Genomic DNA, 20,155 nt, shown 5'->3' with positions numbered 1-20,155 from the left:
TCGGAAGTCCACCAGTATGGTGCGTGAGAAAGCCCTTGCGGGCGCGGTGTGGCGATGTTCTGGGCGGCGGAAGAGCTGAGACAGCGGAGCTGCACATGGCACATGTCAACAATGCCAAACCGGTCTCTCGCCACCACCCGATGAACAATGTTCATACGCCGTCAGCGTGTCGCTGTCCGGCAGTACGGGTGAAACTGGAGTGAGACCGGTATTTACTTAGGCAAAGTATGACCTCGATGCGCCAACGCTCTTCAACCGGAGCGATAACAAATTATCGGCACAAGATGGAGTCCCCTGGCGCATCGGGAACTGAAAGTCGCCGCATTGCGGCTTTTATGCAACTTGGTGATGAAGGAAGGTCGGACGTGCGTTTCCGCTCACTTGTCGTGCCCCGGTCACTTGTCGCGCCCGATCACTTGTCGCGGTTGACGCTCATCTCGCCGAAGATGCGGGCGACTTCCTTTTGCAGATCGGTATCGGCGCCGGTGATCGGGGCCATTTCCGGATCGCGGCGCGGCAGGTTTCCGGGCTGCGCTCCGGGCCGAGGCGCTTGGTTTGCCGGCGCCGGCACGATGCGTTCGGCCGTCAGGTTGTTCGACATTTCCTGTTCCAACACCCGCTGGAAATCAAGACGGCTCGCTGCTGCCGACTGCGCAGCCGAATCGTCTTCGGCGCCACCCGGTGCGGCGCGTGCGGCCGCCGGCATGTCCTGGACAGGCGGGGCGGAGACCTCGGGTTCAATGCGCTGTTGCGGCAGCACGCGCTGGCGGGCGGCATCGAGGATCTCGGCGGCACTTGAGGCATCGTGAAACTGTGCAGGCTGCGCGGCTGCGGGAGCGGCGGGACGCTCCAGCGGACGCGGCTGGGGCGGCACGGCACGCAGAGGAGTGTCGCGTTCGGCCGACAGTGGAGCTGTCACGGGCTCTGCCGGAAGAGGGCTCGTGACCACCGGGGGGGCCACGGCGGGCTGGGCCGGCGGTTGGGCCGGCGGTTCTGGGCGCGGGCGCGGCTCCGGCGAAACCGGCGCGGAGAAAGAGGGCTCGGTGGCCGGCTCAACACGGGCTGCGACCGGCGGGCGCGGTGGCGAGACCGGCGGCGTTTCAGGCCGCGCGACGGATATCGGACGCTGCTCGACGGGCTGCGGGTGGATGGCGCTGTCCGGCTGTTCGGCCGCCGCGGGCAGGATGCGGCTTTCGATGACGATATCGCTGGGGCCGCCGATCATGATCAGGTGCTCGACGTCGTCGCGGCGCACCAGCACCAGCCGGCGACGGGCATCGACGGCTGCGGCATCCAGCACCTGTAGGCGGGGCTGGCGGTTGCGGCCGCCGCGCACGAAGGGCGAGGGCGCCCGGCTGCGGATCACCCAGAGCACGATGATGAGCAGGACAAGCGCCAGACTGACGCCACCGGCCGCAAGCAGGAAACGGCTGCCATAAGCTCCGACAACATCATCCAACATAGTCACTTACTCCATTTCGCATTCGGCACATATTGACGACTTTTCCGTTCCTTAGGCAAGGGCCGCCGGTGCTGTCCAGTCACGGGAGAACGCGATTTCGTGTTCCGCTGCTTGCACCCGGCGACCTTGCGCGCGGGTGGCAGCGGTGGGCTTCTGGGGCAGATGGCGCTGTTGCCTGTGAATTCAAGCAGTCTTGCCGGCTAGCGGTGTTTTTGCCGACGCGGCAAATTGCTAAGAAGGAAAAGAGTGCCTGATTCCTGCTTCGTGTTCGTGCTACGAAGCGGGAGGGCTTATGTGAGGAATATATGACGAAACCGCGTCAGGCCGACGACTATAACGCACCGCTTGTGGATCGTGGGGGGCGTTCTGGCACGGTCTTGCGCATTCTTCTGCTGGCGCTCGTGCTGATCGCGGCTGCGGGCGCCTTCGTCTTCTTCAAAAAGTCGCTCGACAACGAGGTCGTGCTTGGCGGTCTCGGCGTGCTCGCCATGGTCGGCATCTTCTTCCTGGTATCCTCGGTCATCGGCTTCATCGAGGTGATGCCGCAGCGCCAGTCCGACAGCCTGGCGCGCGCCTTCCTCAACAGCCATCCCGACGGAACGCTGATCACCGACGAAAAGGGCCGGATCATCTATGCCAATGCCGCCTATGGTGCGCTGACCGGCGCGCGCAAGGCGACTGAGGTGCAGACGCTGGAAACGCTGCTGTCGCGCCACCGCGAATCCAACGAAGCGCTCTACAGGCTGGTCAACGGTTTGCGCGAGGGCAAGGAAGGCCGCGAGGAATTCCGCCTGCTGCGCGCCGTCGGGCCTGGCAGCAACAGCTCCGGCGCGCATTGGTACCGGCTGAAGGCGCGGCTGCTGCAGCCGGAGGAGAACGGCGGCAAGCCGCTGCAGATCTGGCAGATCACCGACATCACCACTGAGCGTGACGACCAGGAGCGCTTCTTCAAGGAATTGCAGAACGCGATCGATTATCTCGACCATGCGCCGGCCGGCTTCTTTTCCGCCGGCAGGAAGGGCGAGATCTTCTACCTGAATGCGACGCTTGCCGAGTGGCTGGGTCTTGACCTCACCAAGTTCGTGCCGGGCTCGATGACGATCGGCGACGTCGTGGCGGGCGAGGGGCTGGCGCTGATTCAGTCGGTGCAGGCCGAACCCGGCCTGAAAAAGACCGTGACGCTCGATCTCGACCTGCGCAAGAGCAATGGCCAGAGCCTGCCGGTGCAGATCATCCACAGCGTCACCTCGATGCGCGACGGCGCACCCGGCGAAAGCCGGACGATCGTGTTGGCACGTGAAAAGAGCGATGCTGGCGGCCAGTCCGCTTCGGCCGCCGCCATGCGTTTCACCCGCTTCTTCAACAATACGCCGATGGCGATCGCCTCGGTCGACGGCAACGGGCGCATCTTGCGGACCAATGCGCCGTTCCTGAAGATGTTCTCCGGCGTCGTCTCGCGCGACGATCTCGAAAAGGCGCCGCATCTCGAAACCATCGTGCAGGAAAGCGACCGGCCACAGCTGGCCGCGGCGCTGGCGGCGGCCAAGGACCGGCAGGGCGATATCGCGCCGCTCGACACCCGTACACCGACCGACGAGGCGCGCTATTTCCGCTTCTATGTCAATGCCGTCATCGACCAGAGCGACGAGGCGCCCGAGGAAGCGGCGATCGTCTACGCCGTCGAGGTGACCGAGCAGAAGGCGCTGGAAGCGCAGATGGCGCAGACGCAGAAGATGAATGCTGTGGGAACGCTCGCCGGCGGCATCGCGCATGATTTCAACAACGTGCTGACGGCGATCCTGCTTTCCTCCGACCATCTGCTGCTGCAGGCGCGGCCGGCCGATGCCAGCTTCGCCGATCTGATAGAGATCAAGCGCAACGCCAACCGCGCCGCAGTGCTGGTGCGCCAACTGCTCGCCTTCTCACGCAAGCAGACGATGCGGCCCTCGGTGCTGAACCTGACCGATGTCGTCGGCGACCTGCGCATGCTGGTCGACCGGCTGCTTTCTGGCACCAATGTCAAGCTCGACGTGCAATATGGCCGCGACCTCTGGCCTGTTAAAACAGACCTTTCGCAGTTCGAGCAGGTGCTGATCAATCTCTGCGTCAATGCGCGCGACGCGATGCCAGAGGGTGGCACGCTGACATTGCGCACCCGAAACCTGACCGCTGCCGAGGTCTCGGCCTTCAACTACTCCTACATGCCGGCCGAGGACATGGTGCTGGTCGAGGTTGCGGATAACGGCACAGGCATCGCACCTGAAATCATGGACAAGATCTTCGAGCCGTTCTTCACCACCAAGGATGTCGGCAAGGGCACCGGCCTCGGGCTCGCCATGGTCTACGGCATCGTCAAACAGTCGGGCGGTTACATCCAGCCGGAATCCGAAGTCGGCAAAGGCACGACCTTCCGCGTCTTCCTGCCGCGCCACATCCCGGAGCCGGCGGTTGTCGCCGAAGCGGGTTCGATCGATGGCGCCATCGCCGGAGCCGAAGTGGTGCCGCTGCCAGTATCGCCTCAGCAGCCGGAAGACCTGACGGGATCGGCCGTTATCCTTCTCGTCGAGGACGAGGAGGCGGTGCGCCGCGGCGGCAAGCGCATGTTGGAAACGCGCGGCTACACCGTGCACGAGGCGGGCTCGGGCGTCGAGGCGCTGGCCATCTTGGAAGAACTCGACGGCAAGGTCGATATCGTCGTTTCCGACGTCGTCATGCCCGAAATGGACGGCCCGACACTGCTGCGCGAGCTGCGCAAGACCTATCCCGACATGAAGTTCATCTTCGTTTCCGGCTATGCCGAAGATGCCTTTGCCCGCAACCTGCCGCCGGAAGCGAAATTTGGCTTCCTGCCGAAGCCGTTTTCGCTGAAACAGCTCGCTGTTGTGGTGAAGGAGACGTTGGACGGGTGAGGGAAGGGATGGTTGTCGGGGAAGCTGTGCCGTGCAAGCCCCCTCTGCCCTGCCGGGCATCTCCCACAGGTGGGGAGATCGGCTGAGCGCAGCGACTTCCCTAGCCAAGTATCCATTGCAGCTCGGCGAAACGTTGATGTGGTGCGAAGGTCTCGCCGCTTATCATCTCCCCACCTGTGGGGAAGATGCCCGGCAGGGCAGGGGGGGCTTACACGGCGCGACCGTTTTGAAGGCCATGCTGGCCCAGCCCCATCACCCCTCATTCCCCCAGCGCTACCGCGATCTCAGCCGCAAGCCGCGCATTGTTTTCGACGAGTGCAATATTGGTCTTGAGGCTTTGGCCATCCGTCAGGTCGAAGATGGTCGATAGAAGATAGGGCGTTACCGCCTTGCCGGTGACTTCGTCGCGGTCGGCGCTGTCGAGCGCCCGCTCGATATAGATTTCCATCTCCTCGCTCGCGATCTCGTCGGCCTCCGGTACCGGATTGGCGACGAGCATGCCGCCGTCGATGCCGAGTTGTTCGCGAACCGTCTGGAAATTGGCGATGGCGGCCGGGCTGTTCAGCGACAGCGGGCTGCGGATGCCGGAGGAGCGCGACCAGAAGGCGGGGAATTCCTCGCTTTCATAAGTTACGACAGGCACGCCGCGGGTTTCCAGCACCTCTAGCGTCTTCGGAATGTCGAGGATCGCCTTGGCGCCGGCGCAGACGACGATGACGCCGGTGCGCGCCAGTTCCTCCAGATCGGCTGATATATCGAAACTTTCCTCGGCGCCGCGGTGCACGCCGCCGATGCCGCCTGTGGCGAAAACACGGATGCCGGCGCGCGCCGCCGCTATCATCGTCGCCGCAACCGTGGTGGCGCCCGTGCGGCGTTCGGCGATGGCGAAGGCGAGATCGGCGCGCGACACCTTCATGACTTCGGTCGCCTTGGCGAGTTGCTCCAGTTCCGCAGCTTCAAGGCCGATATGCAGCGTGCCGTGAATGACGGCGATCGTTGCCGGCACCGCCCCCTGTTCGCGGATGATCGCCTCGACGCTGCGGGCCATCTCGATATTGCCGGGATAGGGCATGCCGTGGGTGATGATCGTCGATTCCAGCGCCACCAGCGGCGCGCCGCGCTGCTTGGCGCTGGCGACTTCCTTCGAATAGGCGATCGGCAGAAGAGGGGAGATGGGCTTGGTCATGGTCTTGTCCTGTGATCGACGGAGCATGATGCCGAAAAGTGTGAGCGGTTTTCGGTCGACATGATGCTCAACTATTTAATTCGCCGCTTCAATGCAGAATTCTGACCTTGGGGACAAGGGCAAGCGCCTCATTCAGCAGATCGGGCGTCAGATTTTCGTTGACGGCATGCCGCGACTGCACGGTCAGTATGGCGGCCGCGGTGCCGTGGCGGACGGCCTCTTCGAGCGGCAGGCCTGATATCAATGCGGCGAGCGTGCCGGCCGCAAGGGAATCGCCGGCACCGGTGACATCGGCGACGGTGTCGGCAATCGGCGGCTGCAGCGTCACGGCGCGGCCGTCGCAAAGCGCGACGAGCTCGCGCCGGCCTCGGGTGACGACGGCGTTCCTGATGCCGATCTCGTTCAGCAACGGTGGCCAGCCGGCGGCGTCTTCCGGCCGCTCACCAGCGAGGGCGGCAGCTTCTGCCTCATTCAGGAACAGGTAGTCGATATCCCCGATGCAGGGTTTGAGCCTGACCACCTTGGCCGGCGAGATGGCGATTGCCGCGACGGGCTTGCCTAGCGAACGAGCCTTCGCGACGATCGCGGCGACCGTCTCTTCCGGCATGTTGGCGTCGAAGAGGATGAAATCATGGGCGGCGAAGGCCTCCCGCACCCAGCGGATGGAGAGACGCCGCGGCACGAAGAAGCGGTAGAGATCCATGTCGGCAAGGGCGATCACCAGATTGCCGTCCTTCTCGATGATCGCCGTATAGCTCGGCGTCTTGCGGTCAAGGAAGACGAAGGGCCGGTCGTCGATGCCGGCGAAATCGGCAGCTTCTCCGACCGTCTCGCCCATCGGATCGCCGCCGCGCGGCGAGATCATCGTCACCTGAAAACCGAGCCTTGCCAGGTTGCGCGCCGCATTGAAGCCACCGCCGCCCGGCTCCTCGAACCAGGTGCCGGGATTGCTGGCGCCAGGCGCCGTCTCGCCGGAGATACGGCCGCGCCGATCGATATGGGCGCCGCCGAGAACAAGAATCTTTTTCTTCATGCGAGCCGCTCCCCCGATGCCCGAAAGGCGAATCGATGCGATGCGCCTTGCGCAGCTCGTGTCAGCACTTCAAACCTAAGTCGTTGCTTTTCATCGATAAAACAAATACAGAACACGGGTCGTTTTACCTTTTTCTTTCAATTATTTGATCGCCTATTGCGAAAATGGAACAAATAGGGTACAAACTCGACATTGCTAGAGCGGCTTCAATAACCTAAAGGTGGATCGGATGTCTCAGAATTCATTGCGGCTGGTAGAGGACAAATCGGTGGACAAAAGCAAGGCGCTTGAAGCGGCACTCTCACAGATAGAGCGGTCGTTCGGCAAGGGCTCGATTATGAAACTCGGCTCCAACGAGAATGTTGTCGAGATCGAGACGATCTCGACCGGCTCGCTTGGCCTCGATATTGCACTCGGCGTTGGTGGCCTGCCGAGGGGTCGCATCGTCGAAATCTACGGGCCGGAAAGCTCCGGTAAGACGACGCTTGCATTGCAGACGATTGCCGAAGCGCAGAAGAAGGGTGGCATCTGCGCCTTCGTCGATGCCGAACATGCACTCGATCCCGTCTATGCCCGCAAGCTTGGCGTCGACCTGCAGAACCTTTTGATCTCGCAGCCCGATACCGGCGAGCAGGCGCTCGAAATCACCGATACGCTGGTGCGCTCCGGCGCCGTCGACGTTCTTGTCGTTGATTCGGTTGCGGCCCTGACGCCGCGTGCCGAAATCGAAGGCGAGATGGGCGACAGCCTTCCCGGCCTGCAGGCACGACTGATGAGCCAGGCGCTGCGCAAGCTCACCGCTTCGATTTCGAAGTCGAACACCATGGTGATCTTCATCAACCAGATCCGCATGAAGATCGGCGTCATGTTCGGCTCGCCGGAAACGACTACGGGCGGCAATGCGCTGAAATTCTACGCCTCCGTGCGCCTCGACATCCGCCGCATCGGCGCGGTCAAGGAGCGCGAAGAGGTGATCGGCAACCAGACCCGCGTCAAGGTCGTCAAGAACAAGATGGCGCCGCCCTTCAAACAGGTCGAGTTCGACATCATGTATGGTGAGGGTGTTTCCAAGACCGGCGAACTGGTCGATCTCGGCGTCAAGGCCGGCATCGTCGAAAAGTCGGGCGCCTGGTTCTCCTATAACAGCCAGCGTCTCGGCCAGGGCCGCGAAAACGCCAAGACCTTCCTGCGCGATAATCCGGACCTCGCCCGCGAGATCGAACTGTCGCTGCGCCAGAATGCCGGCCTGATCGCCGACCGCTTCCTGCAGAATGGCGGACCGGAGCCCGATGACGGTGATGGCGATGCCACCGCGGAAATGTAATTTTCGCGCTTAAACTCATCGGACAGTTCCAACCGGCCGCATTCATGATGAGAATGCGGCCGGTTTTGTTTGTCTGCTGGACAGTGGCGGGGGCGAACGTTAAAAGCCGATGGATTTGTATTTACCTGCCTCCGGCAGCATTGAAGGGCATAGCATGAGCGGCGTGAACGATATCCGGTCGACCTTCCTCGACTATTTCAAGAAGAACGGCCATGAGATCGTTCCGTCGAGCCCGCTCGTGCCGCGCAACGACCCGACGCTGATGTTCACCAATGCCGGCATGGTGCAGTTCAAGAACGTCTTCACCGGCCTCGAAAAGCGTCCCTATTCGACGGCGACGACTTCGCAGAAATGCGTGCGAGCCGGCGGCAAGCACAACGACCTCGACAATGTCGGCTATACTGCACGTCACCTGACCTTCTTCGAGATGCTCGGCAACTTCTCCTTCGGCGACTATTTCAAGGAGAATGCGATCGAGCTTGCCTGGAAGCTCGTCACCGAGGGCTTCGACCTTCCGAAGAACCGCCTGCTGGTGACCGTCTATTCCGAGGACGAAGAAGCTGCGACGCTGTGGAAGAAGATCGCCGGCTTTTCCGACGACAAGATCATTCGCATCCCAACCTCTGACAATTTCTGGCAGATGGGCGATACCGGCCCCTGCGGCCCGTGCTCGGAAATCTTCATCGACCAGGGTGAGAATGTTTGGGGCGGCCCTCCGGGCTCCCCGGAGGAAGATGGCGACCGGTTTCTGGAATTCTGGAACCTCGTCTTCATGCAGTTCGAGCAGACCGCACCCGGCGAGCGCTCGCCGCTGCCGCGTCCGTCGATCGATACCGGCATGGGACTGGAGCGCATGGCCGCCGTTCTGCAGGGCGTTCAGAGCGTATTCGACACCGATCTCTTCCGCACACTGATCGGCACCATCGAGGACACGATGGGCGTTAAGGCGGAAGGCAGCGCCAGCCACCGTGTCATTGCCGACCACCTGCGCTCCTCGGCCTTCCTGATCGCCGACGGCGTGCTTCCGTCGAATGAGGGCCGCGGTTATGTGCTGCGCCGCATCATGCGCCGCGCCATGCGCCATGCACAGCTGCTCGGCGCCAAGGAGCCGCTGGTCTACAAACTGCTGCCGACGCTGGTGCAGCAGATGGGCCGCGCCTATCCCGAACTGGTGCGCGCCGAGGCGCTGATCTCGGAAACGCTGAAGCTGGAGGAAAACCGTTTCCGCAAGACGCTGGAACGCGGTCTGTCGCTTCTGTCGGACGCGACGACGGATCTTTCCAAGGGCGATATGCTGGATGGTGAGACCGCCTTCAAGCTCTACGACACCTACGGCTTCCCGCTCGATCTGACGCAGGATGCACTGCGTGCCCGTGAGATCGGCGTCGACATCTCCGGCTTCACCGATGCGATGCAGCGCCAGAAGGCCGAAGCCCGCTCGCACTGGGCCGGTTCCGGCGAGAAGGCGACGGAAACCATCTGGTTCGAACTCAAGGAAAAACACGGTGCGACCGAATTCCTGGGCTACGACACCGAAACGGCTGAAGGCGTCGTGCAGGCGATCGTCAAAGAGGGCGCGGTTTCGACCGAGGCCAAGGCCGGCGACAAGGTGCAGATCGTCGTCAGCCAGACGCCGTTCTACGGCGAATCCGGCGGCCAGATGGGCGATACCGGCGTGATCTCGTCCGACCACGGCAAGATCGAGATTTCCGATACGCAGAAGAGGGGCGAAGGTCTGTTCGTGCATCAGGGTATTGTCAGCGACGGCGTGTTCAAGGACGGCGATGCGGTCGTGCTGACGGTCGATCATGCCCGCCGTTCGCGGCTGCGCGCCAACCATTCTGCGACCCACCTGCTGCACGAGGCGCTGCGCGAAGTGCTCGGCACCCATGTTGCCCAGAAGGGTTCGCTGGTCGCGCCAGAGCGCCTGCGCTTCGACGTTTCGCATCCGAAGCCGATGTCGGCCGAGGAACTGAAGATCGTCGAGGATATGGCCAACGAGATCGTATTGCAGAATTCGCCAGTTACCACGAGGCTGATGAGCGTCGACGATGCGATCGCCGAAGGCGCGATGGCGCTGTTCGGCGAGAAATATGGCGATGAAGTCCGCGTCGTGGCGATGGGCGAGGGCGTGCGCGGCGCCAAGGCCGGCAAGGCCTATTCGATCGAACTCTGCGGCGGCACGCATGTCGGGGCCACCGGCCAGATCGGGCTGATCCGCGTTCTCGGCGAAAGTGCCGTCGGCGCCGGCGTTCGCCGTATCGAGGCCGTCACCGGCGAATCGGCGCGCGAATATCTGGCCGAACAGGACGAACGCGTTAAGACGCTTGCCGCCTCGCTGAAGGTGCAGCCGGGCGAAGTGCTATCGCGTGTCGAAGCGCTGATGGACGAGCGCCGCAAGCTCGAAAAGGAACTGGCTGACGCCAAGCGCAAACTCGCCATGGGCGGCGGGCAGGGCGGCTCGGTCGATGCCGTGCGCGAAGTCGCCGGCGTCAAGTTCCTCGGTAAGGCGATTTCGGGCGTCGATCCCAAGGATTTGAAGGGGCTTGCCGATGACGGCAAGACCAGCATCGGTTCGGGCGTTGTCACGCTTATCGGCGTTTCCGACGATGGCAAGGCGAGTGCTGTCGTCGCGGTGACGCCGGATCTCGTTGAGCGCTTCAGCGCCGTCGATCTCGTCCGCGTCGCCTCAGCCGCCCTCGGCGGCAAGGGTGGTGGCGGCCGGCCCGACATGGCGCAGGCCGGTGGCCCTGATGGGTCCAAGGCCGATGAGGCGATCGAGGCGGTTGCTGTGGCACTCGCCGGCTGATTAGCCGGCTCATCAATGCGTTTCGAAAAGGCGGAGGCTTGGCTTCCGCCTTTTTCATTTCACCGGCTAGTGCGGGGGCAAGTCAGCAGGATTTGTCAAATCGAGTTATGGTTCTCTCAAGTCGATCGATTTGCACGAGGTTCCGATATGAATGGCGAAACGGCATGGGCACTTTATGAAAACCGTCTGAGACGGGTTTCGGCCTATATTCACGACCACCTCGACGAGGAGCTGGATATGGAGCGCCTTGCCGAAATTGCCTGCATGTCCAGCTATCACTGGCACAGGATCTACCGGGCGATTTACGGCGAGACGCTGGCGGCAACAGTCAAGCGGCTCAGGCTGCATCACGCGGCTGGCGAGATCGTCCGCACGGAACTTGCCGTCAGCGAAATTGCGAAGCAATCAGGCTATCCCAATCTCCAATCCTTCAATCGTATTTTCAAGTCGGTCTACGGCATGCCGCCGGCCCGCTACCGGAAAGAGGGAAGCCACAAAGCCTATGAGCCTTCACCTAACGGAAAGACCAAAGCCATGTTAGACGTTACCATACGCGAGATTGGACCGATCGAGCTGATCGGCGTTCCCCATACCGGTTCCTACATGCAGATCGACAAGGCCTTCGAGACGCTGTTCGGCACTCTTTATGCCCGCGGCCTCGCCAGGCCAGACATGCGGATGATCGGCGTCTATCTCGACGATCCCGACATCGTGCCCGAGGAAAAGCTGCGCTCGATTGCCGGTGTCACCGGCGTTTCTGAGGTGGCTGTTGATGCGCCGTTCGAGCGGCGCACGATCGACGGCGGCGATTATGCGGTGCTGCGCCACAAGGGTCCCTATGCCAATATGCCCAAATCCTATCAGTGGCTCTTTGCCGAATGGCTGCCGAAATCCGGCCGGCAGCTGAAGGACAGGGTGATGTTCGAGGAATATCTCAACAATCCGCGCGAAGTGCCGCCGACCGAGCTGCTGACGGATATTTACATGCCGCTCGTCTGAGTCCGTCGATCGGGGACGCGGCGGATATGCCGCGTCCCCAAGATGCTCAGGACCACGCTCAAGCAGCCTGCATGGTCTTGATAGCTTCGTCATCAAGGGCGTTCGCCCGCTTATAGGCCTCACGCTCGTTGATGCGGCCGAAATAGTCGACGAAGGCCTGGCGTTTCTCGATGGAGCCGAAGCCGAGGCCCCAGGCGATATGGGAGCCGACATAGACGTCGGCGGCGGTGAAGCGTTCGCCGGTGACGTAGGTCGAAGCGGAGACGGCTTTCTCGAGCGTGTTCATCACGTCGCCGAAACCGCCGCAGCCGGCCATGCGAAGGCGTTCCTGCGGAATTTCGAAGCCGAGAGCCTTCATCGTCACCGCCGATTCGAGCGGACCGGCGGCAAAGAACATCCAGCGATAATAGCGGGCACGCTCCTCCGGTCTCGGCGCCAGCGCCTTCTCAGGAAAGGTCTCGGCGAGATAGGCGCAGATCGCCGCGCACTCGGTGACGACGGTATCGCCGTGGCGGATCGCCGGCACCTTGCCCATCGGGTTGACCGAGAGATATTCCGGCGCCTTCATCGTTTCGCCGAAGGTCAGGTATTCGGTGCGGTAGGGCTGACCGATCTCCTCCAGCATCCAGCGTGCGATGCGCCCGCGCGACATCGGGTTCGTATAGAATACCAGTTCCTCGGTCATGAAATCCTCCTCGTGTTCCCTTTATCTGTCCCACGGAATCAATAGGGCAGCGATATCAGCCTGCAAGCCCCGATCGTCAGAGCGCCTTGCGATACTGGATGAAGCCGGAGCGCTCGGCGATCCTGTCGTAGAGCTGGCGTGCCGTTGCATTGGTCTCGTGCGTCATCCAATAGAGCCTGCCTGCGCCGTTGGCGCGCGCGAGATCGGCGACGGCTTCGATCAGGGCAGCGCCGGTACCGAGCCCGCGCTGGCTGTCCTCGACGTAAAGATCCTGCAGATAGCAGGTCCATTGCGGCAGCCAAGAGGAGCGGTGAAAGATAGCATGGACGATGCCGACGAGACGATCGTCTCCACCGAAGGCGCCGAGCGCATGCATCGGCTCGTCAGGATCGTGGAAACGCGCCCAGGTGAGATCCGTCGTTTCAGGCGGAATGACCACCTCGTAGAAGCGCTGATAGGCGGCCCACAAGGGCTCCCAGGCGGCGCGGTCAATGGGTTCGAGCGGGCGCACGGTTGCCTTCATCGGTTCATCCTCGCAAATGAAAACGGCGGGGAAATCCCCGCCGTTTCAATGCTATACCGAAAAGACCGGCTTATGCCATGGCCTTCTGCAGGTTCTCGTCGATCTTGTCGAGGAAAGCTGTGGTGGAGAGCCACGGCTGATCGGGTCCGATGAGCAGGGCGAGATCCTTGGTCATGAAACCGGATTCGACAGTGTCGACGCAGACCTTTTCGAGCGTTGCGGCAAAGCGGGCAAGCTCGGCATTGTCGTCGAGCTTGGCGCGATGCGCCAGGCCACGCGTCCAGGCGAAGATCGAGGCGATCGAGTTGGTCGAGGTTTCCTGGCCCTTCTGGTGCTGGCGATAGTGGCGCGTTACCGTGCCATGGGCAGCTTCGGCTTCCACCGTCTTGCCATCCGGAGTGAGGAGAACCGAGGTCATCAGGCCGAGCGAGCCGAAGCCCTGGGCGACCGTGTCGGACTGGACGTCGCCGTCATAATTCTTGCAGGCCCAGACATAACCGCCCGACCACTTCAGCGCCGAGGCGACCATGTCGTCGATCAGGCGGTGTTCGTAGGTGATGCCGACTTCCTTGAACTGATCCTTGAATTCGGTCTGGTACACCTCTTCGAAGATATCCTTGAAGCGACCGTCATAGGCCTTGAGAATGGTGTTCTTGGTCGACAGGTAAACTGGCCATTTGCGCATCAGGCCGTACATCATCGAAGCGCGGGCGAATTCGCGGATCGACTCGTCGAGATTGTACATGGCCATGGCAACGCCGGAGCCGGGGGCGTCGAAGACGTCCTTCTCAATAACCGTGCCGTCTTCGCCGACGAACTTGATCGTCAGCTTGCCCTTGCCGGGGAAGCGGAAGTCGGTGGCACGGTACTGGTCGCCGAAGGCATGGCGGCCGACAACGATCGGCTTGGTCCAGCCGGGAACCAGGCGTGGTACGTTCTTGCAAATGATCGGCTCGCGGAAGATGACGCCGCCGAGAATGTTGCGGATTGTGCCGTTCGGACTCTTCCACATCTGCTTGAGATTGAATTCCTTGACGCGGTCTTCGTCCGGCGTGATCGTCGCGCACTTGATGCCGACGCCGTATTTCTTGATGGCGTTGGCGGCGTCGACGGTGACCTGGTCGTTGGTGGCGTCGCGGTTTTCGACGGAGAGGTCGAAATAATCGATGTCGAGGTCGAGATACGGATGGATCAGCTTGTCCTTGATAAGCTGCCAGATGATGCGCGTCATTTCATCGCCGTCGAGATCGGCGACGGGATTGGCGACCTTGATCTTGTTCATGTATCTGCCTCGTTCGAGCTTCAATGGGGACCGGCGTCCCGGGTGGGTGATGTGATGAGGAGCGCTATAGCATTGTGATCAGGGAACGCAAAGCTGCAAGGGGCTCGAGAATGCGTTTTTGCCGCCATTGCCAAGCGCTGGAATTTAGCTAGTGTCCGCCTCGATCTGCCGCCCCCGGACATTCGACCATGAAGACAATCACCGTTGTTATCGCAAGCCTTATTGCCTTTTCCGGCATCGGCCATGCCGCTGACGTTACCGCTCCAGTTAAGGAGATCATGGAGGCGACGAGGAGCAACTGGGCCGACAATAACAGCGACTGGACCGACATCTTCGACGCCTCCCGGCTCGACCGCCTCTACAGCCGCGATTTCGTCGCGAAATACCAGGCGGCGGCGCAATTTCCTGCTGTCGATGACGACGGCATATCGCCCTTCGACTACGACGTGATCGTCAACGGCCAGGATGCATGCCCGCTGGAAGACCTCGCGATGGCGGCAGCGCCAGCGGTCAACGGGACGACCGAGGTGACGGTGCGCTTCCGGAAATCTGCCTGCACGGACGCGCCCGACGCCAAGGACACGACGACCGTTCGCTTCGAAGTGATCGAAGAGGCAGGCCAGCCCGTAATCGACGATATCGTAACCGAGAATATCGAAACGCAGGCCCATGATTCCCTGAAGGCGACGATGGCGCTGATTGCCAAGGGCCAATAGGCGCGCGACATTCGAGGCCGTCGAGATTCGATCGTGATCTTTTTCTCTGGCGGTTTGATTTCCGCTCGTGCGGCGGTATCTGTCGATCTCTGGGCGGCATGAGGGGCTTCATTTGTTTTCCGGTTTTCAGTTCCGCGACTGGCTGCTTGCCAACGATCCGGCGCTCTCGCGCCTACGCACGGCTTCGCGGGTGACGCTGACGATCATCCTCTCCTTCGCCATCCTGTTTGCTATCCAGATGTTGATCGTGCCGCTGCCGACGGCGGCCTTCGGCCTCGGCATCGTGCTGTCGATCGAGGGCGGGATCGCGGTGCGCGACAAGGGCAATTCACGCCAGCTGGTGACCCGGCTTTTGGGTTGTGTCGCGAGCCTTGCCGTCGTCGGCATCGCGGCGGGGCTCGAGGATCGCCGCCTTCTCTCCGATCTCGTCTTCCTGGTGGTGATTGCGATCGCATCAGCCGGGCGGGTGTTCGGGCCGCGTGGCTTTGCGATCGGCATGTTCGCCTTCACCTCCTATTTCATGGGCGCCTATTTCAAACCGTCGCTTGGCCAACTGCCTTATGTGGCTGCCGGCCCCGTCGTCGCGGTGCTGGTCGGCCATGTGGTGAGAGCGGTGCTGCTGCCAGATGACTGGCGTCGCGACTTGCTGCGCTCGCTTGAAAGCGTCCGGGGCCGGATCAACCAGATCCTCTTCAAGCTCGCGGCCCTTGCCGGCTGCGGCCATATCGGCGAGGCCGACCGGCAGGAGCTGCGCCAGCTGGAGGACCGGCTGAAGGAAGTGGTGCTGATGGCCGAGAGCTTCATTCCACGCCCACCGGCCGGCGTCTTCGACGGTGCTTCCAATCCCGCCGCGGAACTCGCGATCCGGCTCTTCGATGCGCATCTCGCCGCCGAGAGCGCGATCGTGGTGAGCTTCCAGAGCCTGCCGCCCTTTGCGCTCGTCCATGCCGTGATCGAGGCCGACAAGGCGGAGCTCGCCACCTATGAGGAGATGGCCGAAGCCATCAAGGACGAGCCGCAAGGCGAAACCGTGCGGGCGCTGCTTTGGCTCGGCGAGTCGCGGCAGCAATTGACGCAGGCGATCGGCGAGGGGCAGGCTTCCGGCTTTGCCGGTATCGATGCCGTCAAGGACACGGCACAGCCCGAGAAGATCGACTTTTCATTCGCCAATCCGCTGCTGCGCTCGGCACTGCAGATCACGCTCGCCTCGGCGCTCGCCATGGGCTTCGGTCTGCTCTTGTCGCGCGAGCGCTGGTTCTGGGCGGTGCTTGCCGCTTTCCTGGTCTTCACCAACACCAATTCGCGCGGCGACACGGCGATGAAGGCACTGTCGCGCTCGCTCGGCACCGTGTTCGGCATTGCGATCGGCCTCGTGCTGGCGACGCTGATTTCGGGGCAGCCTGTCATCGCCATTCCGGTTGCGGCCGTCTGCATCTTCCTCGCTTTCTATTTCCTGCAAGTATCCTATGCGACGATGACCTTCTTCATCTCGATCGTGCTCTGCCTAGTCTATGGCATGACCGGGGTGCTGACGCTTGATCTGCTGCAGCTGCGCATCGGGGAGACGGTGATCGGGGCTGTGGCCGGAACGGCGGTCGCCTTCCTCGTTTTCCCGGCCCGCACGCGCGGCGCGCTCGATGCGGCACTTGCCCGCTGGTTTCAGGCGCTGGACGGCCTGCTGGCGGCGATCGGCGAGGGCAAGAGCGGCTTCGAGCTGATCGCGCTGTCGCAGAAGATCGATGCCTGCTACCGCGACGTGACGGTGGCGGCCAAGCCGCTCGGCTCATCCTGGTCGGTGGTGACGCGGCCTGGCCAGATCCGCCAGACGCTGGCGGTCTTTCTCTCCTGCACCTATTGGTCACGCATCCTGGCGAAGAGTTCCAAAGCGCCGGCGGTGGGAGACGACCTGAAAAAGCTTATCGCGGCGGATCTGGCGCTGACGAAGGATGCGGCTGCGCAGGGCTCGGCCTGTTTCTTCATCGAGCGCAGGGCGTCGCGGACGACAGGACGGCATCTGCCGCTGTCGCGCGACGGCGCAAGACTCGGGCTCGAAATGATCGGTTCGGCGCTGGAACGGCTCTATCCGCAGGCCGACATCTTGCCGTTTGCACCGGGCGAGGCTATTGCGCGCTCGAAACAGGGTTGAGATCATGGCAGGCACCAACAGCGAACGTCAACTTCTGGCCGAAGGACCGGCCATCATTCTGGTCGAGCCGCAGATGGGCGAGAATATCGGCATGGTGGCGCGCGCCATGGCGAATTTCGGCCTTGCAGAACTCCGCCTCGTCAATCCGCGCGACGGCTGGCCGAACGAGAAAGCCCTGGCAACCGCCTCCAAGGCCGATCACGTCATCGAGGCCACCAAGGTCTACGACACGCTGGAGCAGGCCGTTGCCGATCTTAATTTCGTCTATGCGACGACGGCGCGCGAGCGCGACGGCTACAAGCCGGTGCGCTCGCCGGTCATCGCCGCCGAAACGCTTCGGGCGAGGTTCCGAGCCGGCGAGGGCACCGGCATCCTCTTCGGGCGCGAGCGCTGGGGGCTGACCAACGAGGAAGTGGCGCTTGCCGACGAGATCGTCACCTTTCCCGTCAACCCGGCCTTCGCCTCGCTGAACATCGCCCAGGCCGTGCTGCTGATGTCCTATGAATGGATGAAATCCGGCATGGAGGATCTCGGCGCCGTGCCCTTCCAGGCGACGGGGCAAACGCCTTCGACCAAGGAACAGCTGTTCGGCCTGTTCGACCAGTTGGAAGAGGCGCTCGATGCGCGCGGTTATTTCCATCCTGCCGGGAAAAAGCCAAAAATGGTCGACAATCTGCGCGCTGTTCTATCCCGCCGGGCTTTCACGGAGCAGGAAATCAGCGTGCTGCGCGGCGTCATCTCTTCCCTCGACCGCTTCTCGCGCAAGAGCCCGCGCGGCGGCCGGTTCCCGACCGCGACCAAGGAAACACCGCCAGATGACAGCGCCGACGCATGAGCTGAAACCCGTCCTCGTCTTCGATTCCGGCATTGGCGGGCTGACCGTGTTGCGCGAGGTGCGCGTACTGATGCCGGAACGCGGCTTCATCTATGTCGCCGACGATGCCGGCTTTCCCTATGGCGGCTGGGAGGAGCAGGCGCTGAAAGAGCGGGTGATCGGTCTCTTCGGCCGGCTGCTCGAAGAGCACGATCTAGAAGTCTGCATCATCGCCTGCAACACGGCCTTCACGCTTGTCGGTGCCGATCTGCGCGCCGCCTTTCCGCAGATGACCTTCGTCGGCACTGTTCCGGCGATCAAACCGGCAGCGGAGCGCACGCGCTCCGGCCTGGTCTCGGTGCTCGCGACGCCGGGCACGGTCAAGCGCGCCTATACGCGCGATCTCATCCAGTCCTTCGCCCAGCAATGTCATGTGCGGCTCGTCGGCTCGGAGAACCTGGCGCGCATGGCGGAGGCCTATATTCGCGGTGACGCCATCTCCGACGACGCCGTGCTTGCCGAAATTGATCAATGCTTCGTCGAGAAGGACAGTCAGAGGACCGATATCGTCGTGCTTGCCTGCACGCACTATCCCTTCATGGCCAATCTATTCCGCAGACTGGCGCCTTGGCCGGTGGACTGGCTGGATCCGGCAGAAGCCATTGCCCGGCGCGCGCGCACACTCGTTCCGCAGATCGCCGATGCCGTTCACCCCGATAATTTCGACTTTGCCGTCTTTACGTCCGGCAATCCCGATTTTGCGACGCGCCGACTGATGCAGGGTTTCGGTCTCAGCACGCGATAAGGCACTGCGCGCTTTATTTCAGCGATGTCATCGCGCAAGATCTCCGCGGGGAATCGCGGGCGGGTGTTTGCCGCTCAATCACAAAGGGATGCGCCGTGCCGCTGCAAAGACTTGTCATGCTGATCTTCTTTCTGCAGCCGATAGCCTTTGGCGCCTGGTTGCCGCGCATTCCTGATATCCAGGCGAAGCTCGAACTCGGCACCGCCGATCTCGCCGTCGCACTTCTGGGATTGCCGATCGGCACGCTGATCACCCTGCCGTTTGCCGGCCGCCTCGTCTCGCGCATCGGCGGGCGCATGGCGATCATCTATGGTTTCATCTTCTTTCTTGCCGTGGTTTCGCTTCCAGCCTTCGCGCCCAGCGCCATGCTTCTATTCTTCGCCTTGATTGTCGTTGGGGTCGCGCTTTCGACGGTGGAACTCGGCATGAATGTCGAGGCCGATGTCACGGAGAAGGCGACGGGGCTGATCATCATGAGCCGCTGCCACGGCTTCTGGAGCTTCGGCATCATGGCCGGCAGCCTGATCGGCGTTGGTGCCATAGCCATCGGGCTTTCGCCGCACTGGTCGATCCTGATCACGGCGATCGCTATCCTGCCGGCTGCCCTGATTGCCAGCCTGCGCTTGCCGAAATTGCCGGAAAGTCACCATGCGGAGAATTCGCAGGCAATGACCGGCTTCAAGCTGCCCAGTCTTGCTCTGCTCGGGATCTGCGCCTTCGTCTTCGGCGTGACGATGACCGAAGGTGCGATCGCCGATTGGTCGGCGGTCTACCTCCGCGATGTCATGAATGCAGAAGGCGCGCAAACCGGCCTCGGTTATTCGGTTTTCGCTTTCATGGTTGCGGCGGGGCGCTTCAGCGGTGATTACATGAAAGGCCGCTTCGGCGCGGTTGCCATTGCCCGTGGCTGCGGCATCGCCTCGCTTGCCGGCATGCTCGTCGTTCTCCTTGCACCGGCGACGCCGCTTGCGCTACTCGGCTTTGCCGCAGTCGGTGTCGGCGTCTCGGTCGGGTTTCCGCTTGCGGTGACGGCCGTCGCTTCGCTGACTGACCGCCCGCCCGCTTCAAGCGTTGCGACGCTCTCTTTCGCAGCCCTGAGCGGTTTTCTCATCGGGCCGCCGATCATCGGCTTTCTCGGCGAACTCCTGGGCTTGCGCGCGGGGCTTGCGGTCTTGCTGGTACCGCTTTTCGTCAGCCTGCTCTGCACACGTTTGCTGATTCCGACGCAGAAGGACATGGCGGGCGACCTCGTCGAGCGCGAGGCGGTGTGAAACCCTATTTCCCAGGGCTGGCTTTCCTGTGGGTTCTTAAAGGTTTGACGACAACAGTGCCTGCGAATCTGCTAGAGCATGATGCCGAAAAGTGTGCGCGGTTTTCGGACGACATCATGCTCTATTTCTTTGATGTAGATCAGGATGATTTTAGGCCGATCGGGCCTAAAATCATCCTGATCTAGAGACGG

At 62.3% G+C, this 20,155-nt stretch carries 16 protein-coding genes; 10 read left to right on the top strand and 6 right to left on the bottom strand.

Annotated features, from left to right (window positions below):
- Positions 1 to 412 precede the first annotated feature (412 nt).
- Positions 413 to 1,468, bottom strand: a complete 1,056-nt coding sequence (locus tag RLCC275e_RS11040) for a flagellar biosynthetic protein FliO (RefSeq protein ID WP_033182370.1) — start codon at positions 1,466 to 1,468, stop codon at positions 413 to 415.
- 299 nt (positions 1,469 to 1,767) lie between these two features.
- On the opposite strand from RLCC275e_RS11040, the gene cckA reads away from it, so the two are divergent.
- On the top strand, positions 1,768 to 4,371 hold the full coding sequence (gene cckA / locus RLCC275e_RS11035; protein ID WP_033182371.1) for a cell cycle histidine kinase CckA: 2,604 nt from the start codon (positions 1,768 to 1,770) through the stop codon (positions 4,369 to 4,371).
- A gap of 259 nt (positions 4,372 to 4,630) precedes the next feature.
- On the opposite strand, the gene RLCC275e_RS11030 is transcribed toward cckA, so the two are convergent.
- Entirely contained in the window at positions 4,631 to 5,557 is a 927-nt protein-coding gene (locus RLCC275e_RS11030; RefSeq protein WP_033182460.1) for a pseudouridine-5'-phosphate glycosidase, read from the bottom strand.
- Positions 5,558 to 5,645: 88 nt separating this feature from the next.
- A complete protein-coding gene (locus RLCC275e_RS11025) occupies positions 5,646 to 6,590 on the bottom strand; it encodes a carbohydrate kinase family protein (RefSeq protein WP_033182372.1) in 945 nt (314 codons plus the stop codon).
- Positions 6,591 to 6,819: 229 nt separating this feature from the next.
- Between RLCC275e_RS11025 and recA the strand changes: the two genes are divergently transcribed.
- From recA to RLCC275e_RS11010, 3 genes are all read left to right on the top strand, one after another.
- Complete coding sequence (gene recA / locus RLCC275e_RS11020) at positions 6,820 to 7,914, top strand: recombinase RecA (protein ID WP_003559805.1); 1,095 nt, start codon at positions 6,820 to 6,822, stop codon at positions 7,912 to 7,914.
- A 154-nt stretch (positions 7,915 to 8,068) separates the two neighbouring features.
- Positions 8,069 to 10,723, top strand: coding sequence for an alanine--tRNA ligase (gene alaS, locus RLCC275e_RS11015; RefSeq protein ID WP_033182373.1), 2,655 nt, complete (start codon positions 8,069 to 8,071; stop codon positions 10,721 to 10,723).
- 147 nt (positions 10,724 to 10,870) lie between these two features.
- A complete protein-coding gene (locus RLCC275e_RS11010) occupies positions 10,871 to 11,722 on the top strand; it encodes an AraC family transcriptional regulator (RefSeq protein ID WP_033182374.1) in 852 nt (283 codons plus the stop codon).
- 58 nt (positions 11,723 to 11,780) lie between these two features.
- Here RLCC275e_RS11010 and RLCC275e_RS11005 read toward each other — a convergent pair whose 3' ends face one another.
- The 3 genes from RLCC275e_RS11005 to RLCC275e_RS10995 form a co-directional block, all read right to left on the bottom strand.
- Positions 11,781 to 12,407: a glutathione S-transferase family protein gene (locus tag RLCC275e_RS11005; RefSeq protein WP_033182375.1), complete on the bottom strand. Its 627-nt coding sequence runs from the start codon at positions 12,405 to 12,407 to the stop codon at positions 11,781 to 11,783.
- A 76-nt stretch (positions 12,408 to 12,483) separates the two neighbouring features.
- Complete coding sequence (locus RLCC275e_RS11000; RefSeq protein ID WP_033182376.1) at positions 12,484 to 12,930, bottom strand: GNAT family N-acetyltransferase; 447 nt, start codon at positions 12,928 to 12,930, stop codon at positions 12,484 to 12,486.
- 70 nt (positions 12,931 to 13,000) lie between these two features.
- Entirely contained in the window at positions 13,001 to 14,212 is a 1,212-nt protein-coding gene (locus tag RLCC275e_RS10995; RefSeq protein WP_130668523.1) for an NADP-dependent isocitrate dehydrogenase, read from the bottom strand.
- Between the two features lie 188 nt (positions 14,213 to 14,400).
- Here RLCC275e_RS10995 and RLCC275e_RS10990 point away from each other — a divergent pair, with 188 nt between their 5' ends.
- From RLCC275e_RS10990 to RLCC275e_RS10965, 6 genes are all read left to right on the top strand, one after another.
- Positions 14,401 to 14,928, top strand: coding sequence for a hypothetical protein (locus RLCC275e_RS10990; protein WP_033182380.1), 528 nt, complete (start codon positions 14,401 to 14,403; stop codon positions 14,926 to 14,928).
- A 112-nt stretch (positions 14,929 to 15,040) separates the two neighbouring features.
- The gene (locus RLCC275e_RS10985; protein WP_033182381.1) at positions 15,041 to 17,074 is read left to right on the top strand and encodes an FUSC family protein; all 2,034 of its coding nucleotides are present in this window, start codon (positions 15,041 to 15,043) and stop codon (positions 17,072 to 17,074) included.
- Between the two features lie 4 nt (positions 17,075 to 17,078).
- Entirely contained in the window at positions 17,079 to 17,909 is an 831-nt protein-coding gene (locus tag RLCC275e_RS10980) for an RNA methyltransferase (protein WP_033182382.1), read from the top strand.
- Positions 17,890 to 18,693 carry a glutamate racemase gene (gene murI / locus RLCC275e_RS10975; protein ID WP_033182383.1) on the top strand — a complete coding sequence of 268 codons (804 nt, stop codon included), beginning with the start codon at positions 17,890 to 17,892 and terminating at the stop codon, positions 18,691 to 18,693. Before RLCC275e_RS10980 ends, murI begins: the two co-directional genes overlap by 20 nt.
- A 95-nt stretch (positions 18,694 to 18,788) precedes the next feature.
- Entirely contained in the window at positions 18,789 to 19,964 is a 1,176-nt protein-coding gene (locus tag RLCC275e_RS10970; protein ID WP_033182384.1) for an MFS transporter, read from the top strand.
- Positions 19,961 to 20,149 (top strand): hypothetical protein, encoded by a 189-nt coding sequence (locus tag RLCC275e_RS10965; protein ID WP_033182385.1) that lies wholly within the window; start codon positions 19,961 to 19,963, stop codon positions 20,147 to 20,149. Before RLCC275e_RS10970 ends, RLCC275e_RS10965 begins: the two co-directional genes overlap by 4 nt.
- Positions 20,150 to 20,155: the final 6 nt, after the last annotated feature.

This window comes from Rhizobium brockwellii, assembly GCF_000769405.2.
Taxonomy (GTDB): Bacteria; Pseudomonadota; Alphaproteobacteria; order Rhizobiales; family Rhizobiaceae; genus Rhizobium; species Rhizobium brockwellii.
This window is presented reverse-complemented; position numbering and strand designations above follow the sequence as displayed.